The following is a 16722-nucleotide window of genomic DNA, read 5'->3' on the forward strand; positions in this document are numbered from 1 at the left end:
GATGAACCATTATGAACGAACTTAGAGATAATTCTGAAGTAGGTGAGCTTATTCAGTTTATTGTTATCAAGATCGATGACGAGCAGTATGGCATCAACATCAAATATATTGATAATATTGTAAGAATGCAGCAGATCACCAGAGTTCCAAAGGTTGATGACTATATTAAGGGAGTTATCAATATTCGTGGTGAGATTGTTCCTGTTATGAGTGTTAGGATGAAAATGGGACTTGAAGAGGATAAGTTTACTAATAAGTCCAGAATCATTATCTTAAAGACAGAGACAGGTGATCTTGTTGGAATTATTGTAGATCAGGTTAATCAAGTGCTTACACTTGATGTCAATAGCATTGAAAAGATGCGTTACGACGACAAGAAGGGAACAACTGGAGCACAGTTTGTTGGTGGCGTTGGCCATTATGAGGGAGGACTTGTCTCTATCCTTGATCTTGAGGCTGTTGTTTCTGAGAAGGAAGTAAAAGAAAAAGCATCAAATGCTAGCTGATTGGAGGATTGAATATGGGTGAAATGAGTTTGGACAATTTGTCCAGCCAGTACTTTGATGTTCTAAAAGAACTGGGAAATATCGGTGCAGGAAATGCTACGACAGCTCTTGCACAGATGATTGGAACAAAGGTTGATATGAATGTTCCTCAGGTTAGACTCCTTGATTTTAAGGATGTTGGTGATCTGATGGGTGGAGCTGAAAAGATAATGGCTGGTATCTACCTTGCAGTAGAAGGTGATATTGATGGAAGTATCATGTTCCTTCTTGGTAAGCAGGCAGCCAGACATCTTGTAGATAAGCTTATGGGAACAGGTGCTAAATCTGAAGATGAGGATTTTGACGAAGTAGAGATGTCAGCTCTTAAGGAGGTAGGAAACATCATTACCGGATCATACCTTAATTCTCTTTCAATGATGACAAATTTAAAGCTTATTCCTTCAATACCATATGTAGCAATTGATATGGCGGCAGCTATTCTTAGTGTACCTGCTATTCAGTTCGGTATGATGGGTGACAAGATTCTTTTGATCGAGACTCAATTCTTTGATGAGCTTAAGTTAAGTGGCTATTTTATTCTATTACCTGATATGGATGGTTACAGTAAAATTCTCTCTTCACTTGGCATGGGAGACGTTTCTCTTTAACAAAGGGGCAATTTATGAGTCAAATTATTAAGGTTGGAATGGCCGATCTAAATATTTGTGTAAGCCCCGATGGAATAACCACTTTGGGGTTAGGCTCGTGCGTTGGAATAGCTATTAGAGATCCGGTTACCAAGATTGGTGGCCTGGCTCATGTTATGCTTCCGGATTCTACTGAGATCAAGAATAATTCAAATATTCCTAAGTTTGCTGACACAGGAATTGAGGAATTGGTCAAGCAGATCGTGGCAAAGGGAGCAAACAGATCAAGACTAGTTGCTAAGATAGCTGGCGGAGCTCAGATGTTTGCGTTTCAGACAAATAATGCTACTATGAGAGTAGGTGACAGAAATGTACAGGCTTCTTTAAAAAAATTAAAAGAGCTTAACATACCTGTACTTGCGCAAGACACTGGCGATTCTTATGGACGAACGGTCATTTTTTATCCAGAAAATGGAGATTATATTATCAGAGCGGTAGGGAAACCAGAGAAGGTCATATGAATACTGATGAAATTAAACAGATCAATACAAAGCTTATCACTCCGCTAGTAGTGCTTTCCGCTACTGCGGTCATAGCTATATTTACTTACTTCAAACGCTACCCAGCGGGTGATTTCTTTGTTATAGTATTTACATCAGTTGTCGTTTTTTTGGTTATAGGTCTTATCGTTGAAAAAATGATAACTAGGTTTTTAGAGATTAATTATGAGAAAGCCATGGCTGAAAAAATGGAGGCTGAGCGTCTTGAAGAAGAGGCTCGAGCTGCCATGGAGGCCGAAGGCGAAAATGGGGAGAATGTTGAACCTTTGGATGTTCATGATATCCCGGAATAAAATAACAGGATTTGGGGACTATTTACATGGATGACGCAGGCAGAAATAAGTTATGGACGGAATATAATAAATCTAAATCCCAGGAGATAAGAGAGCAGCTCATTTTAGAGTATGCTCCTTTAGTCAAGCTTGTAGCTGGAAGACTCAGCATGTATCTTGGTTTTAACGTCGAATATGACGATCTTGTGGGATATGGTATCTTTGGTCTTATCGATGCCATAGACAAGTTTGATCTACTTAAGGATGTTAAGTTTGAAACTTACGCAAGCCTTCGCATACGTGGTGCCATACTTGACCAGATCAGAAAGATGGACTGGATTCCCAGAACTATTAGACAGAGACAGAAAAAGATTGAAACGGCAATCAGAGAAATTGAAAGAGATACAGGACATGTGGCTACAGATGCTGAGATAGCTGCCAAAATGGAGATTTCAGAGGATGAATATCTTTCATGGCAGAATCAGATGAAGGTTACAGGTGTTGTATCATTAAATGAGTTCATGGATCAGGGCTCAGATATTACGGAGGATGTTAATAATCACAGCGCTGGTTTTGTTAAACCTGAAGAAGCTGTTGAAAAAGAAGAACTAAAGAAGATGCTTGCAGAATCTCTGGAACTTCTAACTGATAAAGAAAAGAAAGTCATACTTTTATATTATTATGAAGACCTTACATTAAAAGAGATCAGTGAGGTATTGGAGGTTTCTGAATCCAGAATATCTCAGCTTCACACTAAAGCTCTTCAGAAAATGAGAACTAAGCTTGGTAATTACCTGGGTCTAGTTACAAACTCCAGATAGTGATTTTAACTTAATTGAAAAGGGGACTATAGTATGCATGGTTATTTTCAACTGGTTATAACACCCAAAGGCACTGGCATAAAAGTATATCCTCCAACAGATGGGGATGAGCCTTTAAACGTCAATGATGTCAGAGACTATTTGGAAGATAGAAAAATTCAATATGATGTAGTAGTTATTAATGACGCTGTGACAAAGGCTGACGATGAAGTGGTTATTTTTACAGAGGCGCAGATCTTACCTGAAAGAGAAGGGGTAAAATTTGACGTTTCAAAGGATCGTATGACTGTCACAGCTATTTTTTATCCTCCTACAGAAGGTGCTGAGCTTCTGACAGAAAAAGAGATCATGGATACCATTGCTTATAGGAAATATACCTATGGTATTCAGACTGAAAATATTCATAAGTTCTTTGAGCATAGAGAATATTGTAAGGAAATAGTAATATGTCAGGGAAAAGAGGTTAAGCAGGGCAAGAACGCTATGGTTGAATATCATTTTAACCGTAACCTTCGTCCAAAGCCAACCTTAAGAGAAGACGGAAGTGTAGATTATTTCCACTTAAATCTTATAAACAATGTAAATGAAGGAGACCTTTTGGCAACGCTTCATCCCGAAGTTCCTGGTGAAGCCGGCATAAATATCTATGGCGAAACCATTAAGCCAGCAGCTGTTAAATCAACTTTTATCAAATTTGGTAAAAATACGACTTTATCAGAAGATAAGATGACTTTAACTGCAGCAAAATCAGGTCATGTAACTATCAAAGAAGGAAAAGTTACTGTTTCCGATGTGTTAACTCTTGAAAATGTAGATGTTTCAACTGGAAACATCGATTATGAAGGTAGCGTTCAGGTGAAAGGTGTTGTAGCCTCTAACTTTTCTGTTAAAGCAGGCGGCAATATCGTTGTAAAGGGCATTGTTGAAGGTGCTACACTTGAAGCTGGCTCAGATATAATTTTGGAATGTGGAGCTAAAGCTGGCGGTAATATCAAAGCTGACGGAAATATAGTTACAAAATTTATAGAAAATGCTACAATTACTGCAAAAGGAAGTATTACAAGTGAATGTATACTGCATTCAAATGTTGCTTCTGGCACAGAAGTGATCGTAACTGGAAAAAGAGGATTTATTGCTGGAGGCAAGGTTATTGCTGCTGAGAAGATACAGGCAAAGATCCTTGGATCTGAGATGGGGGCCAATACAATTGTTGAGGTTGGCGCAGATCCTCAGTTAAAGCTTAGGCTTAAAGAATTACAAAAGAATATGACAACTAACCAAAAGACAATTGAGAGCATTAAACCTACTATTGAAGGTTTCACCAAGATGCTCAAGGCAGGAGCTAAGTTTTCTCCTGATCAGGTTGCTAATGCTAAAAAGCTCATTGATATGAATAAGTCTTTAACAGAGGCTATTGCGAATGATTCAGAAGAATATAGCGAACTTATGGAAAAACTTTCAGAATCCAAAGAAGCCTATGTAGTTGTCGAAGGAACAGCATATCCTGGAACTACCGTGAACATTGGGGAATTGTCCATGATAGTGAAAAAACCAGTGCAATATAGTAAATTTGTAGTGAAAGAAGGCGATGTAAGGCTTGCACCGATTTGACGAACATTTTTGGAGTGCTCGCCTGAAACGGAGGAGCAGAATATGTCAATTAACAGAATCGATTTCGGGGTAATTGCTGCATCCAATGAAGTATCAAACGTCAAGGCTGCTGAAGATGCCAGACCTATGATGGACAGAGAAATCTTTCAGACTCAGTTTAATGAAGAAGTCGATAATCAAAAGAACTCTGTAAATCAAAAGGATGATGTCGGCCAGGGAGAGTTACAATCTGACGCTCAGGGTAAGGGTAGTAACGAGTACATGGGCGATGGCGGACGTAACAGAAAGCAAAAAGAAAAGGATGATAAGAATCCTTTATTGGAAAGACAGCTTTCTACCGACAAAATGGAAAAAATGGCAAGTAATATGCTCGACAGACATGGTAAACCTATTGATCTTCAGATTTCGTCGGGTTTTGATTTGAAGATTTGATATTTCTATATTATAATAAAGTATTGCAATAGTATTGTAATTAGATTTAATATGGGGTGCTTGGGCGGAGAAATGATAAGTATTACTGAGATTGTGCTCATTGTTGCAGGATTTGCAGCAATCATATTGGGTTATCTTCTTCCTGCTGGAAAAGATATCGACGAAGAGGATAAATTGCTTATGGAAAGAGAAATCCGTGAGCTTGTTCGTCGTGAAGTAGAAGACCAGAAGGAAACCATTGAGAACATGGTAGATGACACCGTCGATAATTCCCTTGATAGAACTGAACGCGCAATGGAGCGTATTTCTAACGAAAAACTTTCTGCAATTGGTGAATATTCTGACACCGTCATAAATGATATTCATAAAAATCATGATGAAGTAATGTTTATGTACGATATGCTTAATGATAAGCATAAGAATCTTACTGATGTAGTTTCTGAAGTTACAAGAAAGGCTGATGAAGCAAAAAAAACTGTTATGGATGCGGAAGCTACTGCCAATGAGGCAAGGCAGGCAACTGATTCACTTAAGACTATTTCAGGTGCTTCTTTTGCTGAGAGTAATGTCAGAGCTATTCTTCTTGATGAAGAAGAGGATAAACCAAGCGGTATCAGGATTCCTTACAAAGAAAAATATAACGTTTCTCCAGTTTCTCCTGTAGTTGAGAATGAGCAGGATCTAGCTGGACCTGAACCAATAGGCAATGTGTCCAGTGGATACGTTGAAGAAAAGAATATTAAGGAATTAAAAGAGCTTGATGCAATTCCTGCTGAAGTCATCAAGGAAGAACAAGCTTTGAATCTTCACGTGATTGGCAATAAGATCAGTGCCGAGCCAAAAGAGACGACAAGTGCAAAGGTTGTTTCAATAAATGATGTTAAACCTTCTAACCCAGATAGGAATATGAAAGAACTTACAGCTAATGATCCTATTTCTCAGAATAGACAGATCATTGAGATGCATAAGGCTGGAAAGTCTAATATGGTCATAGCAAGAGAGCTAGGACTTGGTATTGGTGAAGTTAAGCTTGTTATAGATCTTTCTAATAAACATAGAAAAGTTAAGTAAGGAAATTACAGAGGAATGAAATTAAAGTATTATCTTAGGGGTATTGGCATAGGAGTCATTTTAACTGCTATTGTCATGGGATTTGCTCTAGGCGGACGTAAGACAACAATGAGTGATGCTGAAGTAATTGAGAGAGCCAAAGAGCTTGGAATGACTGATGGTGGTGTTTTATCTGACTCGGTGAATGAAGGTGATGAAGTTGAAGAATCGAATACATCTTCATCCGATCAGGCATTGGATGAAGCAGGAAAAGAAATATCTAAAGAAGTCGACGAAGAATTCGCTTCGGCAAGTGAATCTGCTTCTTTACTGGCTTCAAAAGAGGAAGAAGGAAAAGATAAGGAAGCAAAAGAAGGAACAGCTGTTACAGAAGCTTCAATTGAAACATCAAAAGAATTAAGTACTGAGAAAACAGAAACTAAAATAGAAGATAAAAAAGAAGAACCTAAAGAAGAGCCTAAAAATGAAGTAGTAGAAGCTCAAACCGATGAAAAGGCTCAGGAAATTGCTAAATCAGAAGAAAAACCAGCTGAGGTGACCAACAATACTCAGGCTTCAACTTCGGGAACAACTAAGACAGTTACAATTCCCGGAGGAAAGAGCTCAGATGCTGTAGCACAGATACTTTTCGAGGCAGGAGTAATTGATAACGCTGTTTCTTTTAACAGATATCTTATTGATAAAGGTTTAGATAGAATCATCAGATCCGGAACCAGAACATTTCCGGCTGGATCTACATATGAAGATGTTGCATATATTATTACTCACTAAAAACTTTCTATTTAGAAAATAGAAAGTTTTTTCTTTTATAGAATACTTTTTGGATATTTGTTCTGAAAAAAGTGTTGAAATATGAATATAGCTGTGTTAGTATAAAAAAGCTGTGGACTAATAGGTGAATTATGCCTATTAACACGGACTGTCTTAGGACAGTAACAAAATATGCACGTATATCTGATTCTCATTATGGTGTCAGCTTGCTGATCAGAATGGGAGCCGCCACTTTAGAAGACGCGCTTTTGTGGATCAATGGCCAAGGATATGCGGAAGATTTTAACCAAATGGAGGTATTAAAATGAGCGTTGTATCAATGAAACAGTTACTTGAGGCAGGTGTACACTTTGGACACCAGACAAGAAGATGGAACCCTAAAATGGCTCCTTACATCTTCACAGAGAGAAACGGAATCCACATCATCGACCTTCAGAAGTCAGTTGTAAAGGTTGACGAGGCTTACAAGGCAGTATTTGAGATTGCACAGCAGGGTGGAACAATCCTTTTCGTTGGAACAAAGAAGCAGGCTCAGGACGCAGTTAAGTCTGAGGCAGAGCGTTGCGGAATGTACTATGTAAATGAGAGATGGCTTGGTGGTATGCTCACAAACTTCAAGACAATCCAGAGCAGAATCGCTAGAATGAAGTCTATCGAGAAGATGCAGGAAGATGGAACATTTGATGTTCTTCCTAAGAAGGAAGTAGCTCAGCTTAAGAAAGAACTTTCTAAGCTTCAGGCTAACCTTGGCGGAATCAGAGATATGAAGAGAATCCCAGATGCTATTTTTGTTGTAGATCCTAAGAAGGAAAGAATCTGCATCCAGGAAGCTGAGTCTCTTGGAATCACACTTATCGGTATCGGTGATACAAACTGTGATCCAGAAGAGCTTGATTTCATCATTCCTGGTAATGATGATGCTATCAGAGCAGTTAAGCTTATCGTTGGTAAGATGGCTGATGCTGTTATCGAGGCTAATCAGGGTGCTGAGTCAGATGCAGCTGCTAACTACGAAGTAGAGGAAGAAGTTGCTACTGAGGAAGTTGCAGAGTAATTCATATTGAATTTTTTACGCAGTCTGCCTGTATGGTGGGCTGCGAATTTAAATAAAATAACGGAGGATAATACAGATGGCTATCACAGCAGCTATGGTTAAAGAGTTACGTGAGTCTACTGGCGCAGGTATGATGGAGTGCAAGAAGGCTCTTACAGAGACTAATGGAGATATGGACGCAGCAGTTGAATACCTTAGAAAGAATGGTATCATGAAGGCTGAGAAGAAGGCTAGCAGAATCGCAGCTGAAGGTCTTACAAGAATTGCTGTTAAGGATGATACAACAGCTGCAGTTGTTGAGGTCAACTCAGAGACTGACTTCGTTGCTCAGAACGAGAAGTTCCAGGCATTTGTTGAGGCAGTTGCTCAGCAGGCTGTAAATTCAGATTCTAAGGATATGGATGCATTCATGGCAGAGAAGTGGAACCAGGATACATCTAAGACTGTAAATGATGCTCTTGTAGAGATCACAGCAGTTATCAGTGAGAAACTTTCAATCAGACGTTTTGAGAAGGTTGTTGCTTCTAACGGTATCGTTGTTCCTTACGTTCACGGTAATGGAAGAATTTCTGTTTTAGTTGAGGCTGAGACAGATGTTGTTAACGACGATATCAAGGATGCTGTTAAGAATGTAGCTATGCAGGTTGCAGCTCTTAATCCTAGGTATGTTGCTTCTGAAGATGTTTCAGAAGAGTACAGAAATCACGAGAAGGAAATTCTTCTTGCTCAGGCAATGAAGGAGAACGAGGAACTTCCAGAAGGCAAGAGAAAGCCACAGGAGATCATCGAGAAGATGCTTATCGGTCGTCTTAACAAGGAGCTCAAGGAAATCTGCCTTAACGAGCAGGTTTATGTAAGAGCTGAGGATGGTAAGCAGACAGTTGGTCAGTACATTGCACAGGTTGCAAAGAACAACAACGCTAAGCTTTCAATCAAGAGATTCGTTCGTTTCGAGACTGGCGAAGGAATCGAGAAAAAGAACGAGAACTTTGCTGAGGAAGTTGCTAAGCAGGCAGCTGGACTTAACTAATTAAGTGTATATATTTCCCACTTTCAGCTTTGTTTGAACTGAAAGTGGGATTTTTTTGTTTTAACATTTGTTCAAAAAGAGTTCATTAAAAAGACTTCAAATTTCAGAACAAATGTTTTATACTGTATTGGTATGATTTTTTAAGGTTGGTGAGGACATTTGAACGATACAGTTACAATTAAGGGGACTAAATCTGGTATTATTTTAGTTCTTGATGGCGATACACCTTTTGAGAAATTAAAGGGTGAGATCGCAGCTAAGTTCCAAGAGGCTTCCGGCTTTTTAGGAAGCAGTAATATGGGACTGATCGTTAGGGGACGTAAGCTTTCTGAATCAGAAGAGCGTCAGGTTATAGATATTATCAACGATAATTCCAGTTTGAAAATTGTATGTATTATTGATGAGGAAGCTGATATTGAGAAACGTTTTGCCTATGCAGTTTCCAATGCTACTCAGGAAGATAAGAGTGAGGCTACTCAAGTAGAGGGAGCCGACATTGAACAGCCCGTTCTTTCTAGCAACAATAATGCATTGATCTATAAAGGTAATCTTCGTTCTGGTCAGGATATTTCCTGTGAACAGAATGTTGTTATATTAGGCGATGTTAAGCCTGGTGCAAATGTTGTATCCTATGGCAGTATTTTTATTCTTGGAGAACTTAGGGGCAATGCTTTTGCTGGCGCAGGTGGAGACAGAAATGCAGTGATCATGTCACTTAAACTTGATCCTTTACAGGTTAGGATTGCTGATGCTATTGCCATTTCACAGGATGCAGATGCAGACAAGGGACCTAAGCTTAGGATCAGAAGAAAGAAATCTGGTATGTCTGTGGATGAACCAGAAGTAGCATACATTTGTGATGGACATATTGTAAAAACATCCTATGGACCTGGTTTTTTACGCCAGTACAATAATAAGTAATTGGAGGATAGTATGGGAGAAGTAATAGTTGTTACATCAGGTAAAGGTGGTGTTGGTAAGACAACCACAACAGCTAATATCGGTACCGGTCTAGCTAAATTAAATAAAAAAGTAGTTCTTATTGATACAGATATAGGTCTTCGTAACCTTGATGTTGTAATGGGACTAGAGAATAGGATCGTATATAATCTTGTTGACGTTATTGAAGGTAACTGCAAGATCAAGCAGGCTCTTATCAGAGATAAGAGGTATGAGACTTTATTCCTGTTACCAGCTGCTCAGACAAAGGACAAGACAAGCGTTACTCCTGAACAGATGAAGAAGCTCACAGAAGAACTTAAGCAGGATTATGATTACATTATTCTTGATTGTCCAGCTGGTATCGAGCAGGGATTCAAGAACGCTATTGCTGGCGCAGACAGAGCGTTAGTAGTAACTACACCTGAAGTTTCTGCAGTACGTGATGCAGATAGGATCATTGGCCTTTTAGAAGCAAATGAGATCAAGAAGACTCAGCTTATTGTTAACAGACTTCGTGCTGATATGGTTAAGAGACATGAGATGATGTCTGCTGACGACGTTATCGATATTCTGGCTGTTGAACTCATCGGTCAGGTACCAGATGACGAGAATATCGTTATTGCTACTAATAATGGTGAACCTCTTGTTGGCGACAACTCACTTGCTGGTCAGGCATATATGAACATTTGCCGTAGAGTAACTGGTGAGCAGGTGCCATTTCTTGACCTTGATGCCAAGAAAGGTATTTTTGGCTGGTTTAAGAAAAAATAATAGGAGGAGATTGGTATGAAGATATCTGATTTATTTAAGAAAAAATCTTCTAGCGATGTTGCTAAGGACAGGTTGAAGCTTGTACTTGTTTCAGATCGTGCCACATGCTCTCCTGAAATAATGCAAAAGATTCGTAGTGATATTATAGAAGTTCTTTCAAAATACGCTGAAATTGATATGGATGGAATTGACATCAACTTCACACATATTGATGCTGAAGAAAATGATGGGAAAACAGTTCCTGCATTATATGCAAATATTCCTATCAAGAATATGAATCACAACGTAAAATAAGTTGATTGGACGGAAGGTCATTTCTAAGTGACTTTCCGTTCTTTTTGTTGTATAATTAAATAGCATAAAATTATATTTGGGAGAATGATATGAGCGAAAACGAAGAAAAATATGAAACACTAAAGTTAGGTAACCAGCTTTGCTTTCCTTTATATGCTTGTTCCAAGGAAATTATCAGAAGATATAAGCCTTATTTAGATCAGATCGATCTTACTTATACTCAGTATATTACTATGATGGTAATGTGGGAGATGAAGAGTGTTAACGTTAAGACTCTTGGTGAGAATCTTTATCTTGATTCCGGAACTCTTACTCCTGTACTCAAAAAACTTGAGTCAAAAGGCTATATAAAGAGAGAGAGATCAAATCAGGATGAGCGTAATCTGGTAGTTACTATTACCAAAGAAGGTGAGGCTTTGAGAGATAAAGCCATTAAGATTCCGTCTGAAATGGGAGCTTGCGTTAAGCTTACCAAGGAAGAAGCAGCTGTGCTCTATAAACTTTTATATAAGATTATCGGAAATGTAAGATAATATTTATTGATTTTTTTTTACAATAGAAATATAATAAATTTCGGTCAAATGTGCGGTTTTGTTGGGTATTGAATTTTTTTGATCTTAAAAGTCAAAAAATTAACGAAAACGCACTTTGTTTTTTGGAGGTTTTTATGAGTTCTCATACCCATAATCATCACCATGATCCTGAGAAGATGAAAGCTATCGTCAATAGATTGTCTAAGGCAATAGGGCATCTAGAATCTGTAAAGAGGATGGTAGAGGATGACAGAGATTGTTCTGAGGTTTTGGTTCAACTGGCAGCTGTAAGGTCGGCAATCAACAACTGTGGCAAGGAGATCCTTAAAGAACATATCAGTCATTGTATTGTTCATGCAGCTCAGGATGGAGATGAAGAAGCTATCGTTGAACTTAACGAAGCTATCGACAAATTTATGAAGACTTCATGAGGTTCTCTCATGAAAATTGTATGTGAAAGGGGCGAAACACCTTGGCTATTCCAATTTTAAACGTAGTAAACTTTCTTATCTTATTTCCCTTTATCATGGCAATTATTATAGGATGTCTCAAAAAGGCTAGTGTTTTGAGAAGTGCGGTTATCATAATTGGTGGATTTACTATTATGATATCTGCTATTTATGTTGCTGTAAGTGTATTAAGATCTGGTGATACATCACAGTTTGTTTTTTTACAGCATACTGAACTTCCTGATAAATTCGTTATTGCCGGCGAAATATTCCTGATGGGACTTGTTTGCTTCCTTAGCATCAAGTATAAAAAATACTATGCTATCATCTTTTCACTTGTAGGAACTATTCCAGTTCTTTGGATGGATCTTACAGGTAGAGCAGTAGAAGGAAATATGCATCTTCGCATTGATACTTTTGCTGCAGTTATGTACCTTATTGTTGGTATTGTAGGTATTCTTATCTGTATCTATGCATCTGGATATATGAAGGATTATCATCATCATCACACAGATGTACAGGATCGTTCAAACTATTTCCTTGCACTCATGTTTGTTTTCCTTGGTGCTATGTTTGGACTTATTTCTTCTGATAATCTTGGATGGATCTATTTCTTCTGGGAGATTACCAGTGTTTGTTCATTCCTTATGATCGGTTATACAAGAACTCAGGAGGCAGTAGACAATTCATTCAGAGCTCTTTGGATGAACCTTCTTGGAGGTTGCGGATTCGCAGCTGGTCTCTTGTATTGTAGTTTAAATCCTGAACTTGGTTTTTCAAATCTTAGCCAGGTTACACAGACAGGAGCATCTGAGCTTGTTATTGTTCCTGTAACATTATTTGCATTTGCTGCACTTACAAAGAGTGCACAGTTCCCATTTTCAAGATGGCTTCTTGGTGCCATGGTTGCACCTACTCCATCTAGTGCACTTCTTCACTCAGCAACAATGGTTAAGATCGGTGTGTACATGCTCATCAGAGTATCTCCAGTGATGTATGGAACACTTACCGGTGTTATGATCACAGTTATTGGTGGCTTTACATTCTTTGCTGCATCACTTTTGGCTATTACAGTCAGTGATGGTAAGAAAGTACTTGCATATTCAACAATTTCAAATCTTGGTCTTATTACAGCCTGCGCTGGTACTGGTACAACAGAAGGTGTTTGGGCTGCTATCATGCTTGTTTTATTCCACGCTGTATCTAAATCACTTCTTTTCCAGACAGTTGGTGATATTGAGAACTGTATGGGTAGCCGTGATATTGAGGATATGCATGGACTTATCATTAAGCTTCCTAGACTTGCATTTATCATGATCATTGGTATCTGCGGAATGTTCATGGCTCCATTTGGTATGCTCGTATCAAAGTGGGCTGCTCTTAAATCATTCGTAGATTCAGGTTCAGTATGGCTTGTTCTTTTCCTTGTATTTGGTTCAGGAAGTACACTTTTCTACTGGGCAAAATGGCTTGGTAAGATTTGTGCAGTAATTCATCAGTCCTTTGAACTTGATGATATTACTCCTAGAAGTGAGATGATCTCAATCTTCCCACTTACAACAATGATAGTAGTAATGTGCTTTGCATTCCCTTGGATGTCTGGTCATATGGTTCAGCCTATACTTGATGAGGCTTTCCATACTAACATTCCTGATGTTATCGGAACCGGAGATTCAATCGTAATGATGATAATGGTTGCTATGATCTTTATGATTCCTATTGGATCAAGATTCCTTTCAATCGGTAAGAATTCTAAGATGACTATGTCTTATGTAGCTGGTGTCAATGCTGGTGATGACAGACATTATATCGACTCTTTTGGTAAAGAGAGAGCTCTTTATATGTCAAACTGGTATATGATTGATTACTTTGGTGAAAAGAAGCTGCTTAGACCATGCATCTATGTTTCGACTGTACTTGTTGCAGTTATGCTTATTATTGTGGTTGGAGGTGCTTTCTAATGACACTTGGAATGTTTATTAAAGCGTTGATCTATATTTTACTTGCTCCTCTGATTGGAGGCACACTTGCAGGACTTGATAGAATCATTTCTGCTCGTATGCAGGGAAGACAGGGCCCACCTCTTTTCCAGCCTTTTTATGACGTATTTAAGCTCCTTAACAAGCAGACAACTGTAGTTAACAGTATTCAGGTTTTGTTTGTTACTGGATATCTTATTATGACTATTTTCACAGGTGCATTGTTCTTTGCAGGCGGTGATATGCTTCTTGTTTTCTTCGCCCTTTCAATGTCAGAAGTAGTTATGGTTATGGCTGCATTTTCAACCAATGGACCTTACAGTATAATGGGCGCTCAGCGTGAGCTTTTACAGATGATGTGCTATGAGCCTATGACACTTCTTGTAGCAATTGGTTTCTATTATGCAAATGGAAGCTTTATGGTTGATGATCTGATTCAGGCAAAGATTCCAGCAATCGCTCAGATTCCTGGTTTCTTCATTGGATTTGTGTTCATTCTTATCATCAAGCTTCGTAAGTCACCATTTGACCTTAGTACTTCACACCATATGCATCAGGAAATGGTAAAAGGTCTTACAACAGATCTTTCTGGTAATAACCTTGCGTTTGTAGAGATCGCAGAGTGGTATGATCTTGTACTTATGATGGGTATTGTTGGAATGTTCTTCATTACAGCTAACCCAATTAGCAGACTTTGGGCAATACTTGCTTGTGCAGTAGTATTTTTCCTTGAGACACTTATTGATAATCTTTTCCCACGTGTTAAATACATTACAATGCTCAAGGTTACATGGTCAGTTATCCTTATATTTGCAGGAACTAATCTGCTGATTCTTAACGTACTTAAATAAGACGAGAAGGGAAAGTGAGATCTATGAAAATATCTAAATCACCATGGGTGTTACATTATGATGGATCCAGCTGTAACGGCTGTGATATAGAAGTTCTTGCCACAATGACTCCACTTTATGACGTAGAGCGTTTTGGTATTATTAACACAGGTAATCCTAAGCATGCAGACGTGCTTCTTTTGACTGGTGGTGTTAATGCTCAGACAGCACCAGTTATCAGACAGCTTTACAATATGATGCCTGATCCAAAGGTTGTAGTTGCATGTGGTATCTGTGCTTGTGACGGCGGCATTTTCAAGGAATGCTATAACATCTTAGGAGGTGCCGATAAGGTAGTTCCTGTTGATGTATATGTTCCTGGTTGTGCTGTTAGGCCTGAAGCACTTATCGAGGGTGTTGTTAAGGCAGTAGGCATCCTTGAAGAAAAGAAGAAAAAATTAAAAGAGTCCATGAAGGCTGGCTACTGTACAGTAGACTATAGCAAGATGGCTATTCATATGACTGCAGATGACTATGATCCAAGTACTCAGTACGATGCTGTTCTTACTGAGGAAGCACTTAGACAGCAGGCTGAAGAGAAGATCAAGGCTACAAATAAGCCCGCTCCTAAGCCAGTAGCACCTGCAGCACCAGCAGCAAATGTAGCTCCAAAGCCTGCACAGGTAGTAGCTGCAACAGCTGATTCTGAGAAAGGAGACAAAGCATAATGAATACAGAATTTGTTAATGTTAATCCTGAAAACATTATTGATGAATCTCAGAAGCTTAAGTTTGCAGGTTATCATCTTATGCAGCAGTGTGCTACACGAGTTCCTGATGCTTATGAACTCATCTATACATTCGGAAAAGAACTTGAAGTTAAACAGCTCAAGATGACTCTTCCTGAAGATCAGGAGATTTCAAGTATCACAAGTATTTATCCTTGTGCTTTTATTTATGAAAACGAGATGCATGATCTTTTTGGCGTACAGATCAAGATGATCAATATTGACTATGAAGGTAAACTCTATCGTACAGCGATCGAGACACCATTTAAGTAATCGGAGGAACCAATAATGTCTAATAGAAGTGTAATACCATTTGGACCCCAGCATCCGGTTCTTCCGGAGCCAATTCATTTGGACCTTGTAATGGAGGATGAAAAGGTTGTAGAAGCCATCCCTTCAATTGGATTTATCCATAGAGGTCTTGAAAAGCTGGTAGATAAAAAAGATTTTAATGAGATGGTTTATGTTGCAGAACGTATCTGCGGTATCTGTTCACTTGGCCATGGTCTTGGTTATTCTGAGGCTGTAGAGCATATTATGGATATCGATGTTCCTGCAAGAGCAAAATATCTTAGAACTATCTGGTCAGAGCTTAGCAGAATCCATTCACATCTTCTCTGGCTTGGCCTTTTAGCTGATGCATTCGGATTTGAGTCTCTTTACATGGATTGCTGGAGACTTAGAGAGGATGCACTAGATATGTTTGAAGCTTCAACAGGTGGAAGAGTTATCTTCTCTGTAATGAAGGTTGGCGGTATCAGAAGAGATGTAAGTGATGAGATGCTCAAGGATTTCTATCAGAGAATCAATAAGATGGAAGAAGACTTAAAAGCAATCGCTAAGCCATTCCTTCTTGATAAAGCTGTTCAGACAAGACTTCGCGGTGTAGGCGTTTTAACTGCAGAGCAGGCTGATGCTTTAGGATGTGCTGGACCATTCCTTAGAGCTAGTGGAATTGCTAGAGACATCAGATCAACAGGTTATTGTGCTTACGGTGATGTAGATTTCGAGCCAATTATCTCAAATGAAGGTGATTCTTACGCAAGAACAGAATGCCGTATCAAAGAGATATTCCAGTCATTTGATATTATTCGTCAGCTCATTGATAAGATGCCTTCAGGTGATATCGATGTTCCTGCTAAGGGAATGCCAAACGGCGAATATATGATGAGAATAGAACAGCCAAGAGGTGAAGCTCTTTACTATGTAAAGGCTAACGGAACTAAGTTCATAGACAGAATGAGAGTCCGCACCCCCACATTTGCAAATCTGTCAGGTCTTGTAGAGACTTTGAAGGGATGCGAACTTGCTGATGTTCCTATTCTTGTACTTACTATCGATCCTTGCATTAGCTGTACTGAGAGATAATACGTCATATAAATG

21 protein-coding genes are annotated in these 16722 nt (G+C 38.8%); all 21 read left to right on the forward strand.

Features of this window, described 5'->3' with window-relative positions; translation table 11 throughout:
• Nucleotides 1–11 precede the first annotated feature (11 nt).
• A complete protein-coding gene (locus BUA02_RS13180; RefSeq protein ID WP_072704964.1) occupies nt 12–506 on the forward strand; it encodes a chemotaxis protein CheW in 495 nt (164 codons plus the stop codon).
• Between the two features lie 14 nt (nt 507–520).
• Nucleotides 521–1153, forward strand: coding sequence for a chemotaxis protein CheC (locus BUA02_RS13185; RefSeq protein WP_072704966.1), 633 nt, complete (start codon nt 521–523; stop codon nt 1151–1153).
• 14 nt (nt 1154–1167) lie between these two features.
• Nucleotides 1168–1653 carry a chemotaxis protein CheD gene (locus BUA02_RS13190; protein WP_071176137.1) on the forward strand — a complete coding sequence of 162 codons (486 nt, stop codon included), beginning with the start codon at nt 1168–1170 and terminating at the stop codon, nt 1651–1653.
• Entirely contained in the window at nt 1650–1985 is a 336-nt protein-coding gene (locus tag BUA02_RS13195) for a hypothetical protein (protein WP_071176136.1), read from the forward strand. The genes BUA02_RS13190 and BUA02_RS13195 overlap by 4 nt, the downstream gene beginning before the upstream one ends.
• Nucleotides 1986–2011: 26 nt before the next feature.
• A complete protein-coding gene (locus BUA02_RS13200) occupies nt 2012–2785 on the forward strand; it encodes a FliA/WhiG family RNA polymerase sigma factor (protein ID WP_071176135.1) in 774 nt (257 codons plus the stop codon).
• Between the two features lie 33 nt (nt 2786–2818).
• Nucleotides 2819–4396 carry a DUF342 domain-containing protein gene (locus tag BUA02_RS13205; RefSeq protein WP_072704969.1) on the forward strand — a complete coding sequence of 526 codons (1578 nt, stop codon included), beginning with the start codon at nt 2819–2821 and terminating at the stop codon, nt 4394–4396.
• Nucleotides 4397–4438: 42 nt separating this feature from the next.
• Nucleotides 4439–4828, forward strand: a complete 390-nt coding sequence (locus tag BUA02_RS13210) for a hypothetical protein (RefSeq protein ID WP_072704972.1) — start codon at nt 4439–4441, stop codon at nt 4826–4828.
• A gap of 72 nt (nt 4829–4900) precedes the next feature.
• Nucleotides 4901–5899 (forward strand): DUF6115 domain-containing protein, encoded by a 999-nt coding sequence (locus BUA02_RS13215; RefSeq protein WP_072704975.1) that lies wholly within the window; start codon nt 4901–4903, stop codon nt 5897–5899.
• A gap of 15 nt (nt 5900–5914) precedes the next feature.
• Nucleotides 5915–6670 carry a hypothetical protein gene (locus tag BUA02_RS13220; protein ID WP_072704978.1) on the forward strand — a complete coding sequence of 252 codons (756 nt, stop codon included), beginning with the start codon at nt 5915–5917 and terminating at the stop codon, nt 6668–6670.
• 304 nt (nt 6671–6974) lie between these two features.
• The gene (gene rpsB / locus BUA02_RS13225) at nt 6975–7724 is read left to right on the forward strand and encodes a 30S ribosomal protein S2 (protein ID WP_072704981.1); all 750 of its coding nucleotides are present in this window, start codon (nt 6975–6977) and stop codon (nt 7722–7724) included.
• 76 nt (nt 7725–7800) lie between these two features.
• On the forward strand, nt 7801–8754 hold the full coding sequence (gene tsf, locus BUA02_RS13230) for a translation elongation factor Ts (protein WP_072704985.1): 954 nt from the start codon (nt 7801–7803) through the stop codon (nt 8752–8754).
• 159 nt (nt 8755–8913) lie between these two features.
• Entirely contained in the window at nt 8914–9675 is a 762-nt protein-coding gene (minC, locus tag BUA02_RS13235) for a septum site-determining protein MinC (RefSeq protein ID WP_072704988.1), read from the forward strand.
• 12 nt (nt 9676–9687) lie between these two features.
• Nucleotides 9688–10467, forward strand: a complete 780-nt coding sequence (gene minD / locus BUA02_RS13240; RefSeq protein WP_071176127.1) for a septum site-determining protein MinD — start codon at nt 9688–9690, stop codon at nt 10465–10467.
• A gap of 15 nt (nt 10468–10482) precedes the next feature.
• Complete coding sequence (gene minE, locus BUA02_RS13245) at nt 10483–10761, forward strand: cell division topological specificity factor MinE (RefSeq protein WP_071176126.1); 279 nt, start codon at nt 10483–10485, stop codon at nt 10759–10761.
• Nucleotides 10762–10850: 89 nt separating this feature from the next.
• Nucleotides 10851–11294, forward strand: a complete 444-nt coding sequence (locus BUA02_RS13250) for a MarR family winged helix-turn-helix transcriptional regulator (protein ID WP_072704991.1) — start codon at nt 10851–10853, stop codon at nt 11292–11294.
• A gap of 134 nt (nt 11295–11428) precedes the next feature.
• A complete protein-coding gene (locus BUA02_RS13255; protein ID WP_072704994.1) occupies nt 11429–11725 on the forward strand; it encodes a metal-sensing transcriptional repressor in 297 nt (98 codons plus the stop codon).
• Nucleotides 11726–11859: 134 nt separating this feature from the next.
• A complete protein-coding gene (locus tag BUA02_RS13260) occupies nt 11860–13704 on the forward strand; it encodes an NADH-quinone oxidoreductase subunit 5 family protein (protein ID WP_242946512.1) in 1845 nt (614 codons plus the stop codon).
• Nucleotides 13704–14573, forward strand: a complete 870-nt coding sequence (locus BUA02_RS13265; protein WP_071176123.1) for a complex I subunit 1 family protein — start codon at nt 13704–13706, stop codon at nt 14571–14573. Before BUA02_RS13260 ends, BUA02_RS13265 begins: the two co-directional genes overlap by 1 nt.
• 23 nt (nt 14574–14596) lie before the next feature.
• Nucleotides 14597–15280 (forward strand): NADH-quinone oxidoreductase subunit B family protein, encoded by a 684-nt coding sequence (locus tag BUA02_RS16195; RefSeq protein WP_072704997.1) that lies wholly within the window; start codon nt 14597–14599, stop codon nt 15278–15280.
• Nucleotides 15280–15612: an NADH-quinone oxidoreductase subunit C gene (locus BUA02_RS13275; RefSeq protein WP_072704999.1), complete on the forward strand. Its 333-nt coding sequence runs from the start codon at nt 15280–15282 to the stop codon at nt 15610–15612. Before BUA02_RS16195 ends, BUA02_RS13275 begins: the two co-directional genes overlap by 1 nt.
• Before the next feature lie 15 nt (nt 15613–15627).
• Nucleotides 15628–16707 (forward strand): hydrogenase large subunit, encoded by a 1080-nt coding sequence (locus BUA02_RS13280; RefSeq protein ID WP_072705001.1) that lies wholly within the window; start codon nt 15628–15630, stop codon nt 16705–16707.
• Nucleotides 16708–16722 lie beyond the last annotated feature (15 nt).

Origin of the sequence: Butyrivibrio hungatei DSM 14810, from assembly GCF_900143205.1 — a bacterium.
GTDB classification, from domain to species: Bacteria; Bacillota; Clostridia; order Lachnospirales; family Lachnospiraceae; genus Butyrivibrio; species Butyrivibrio hungatei.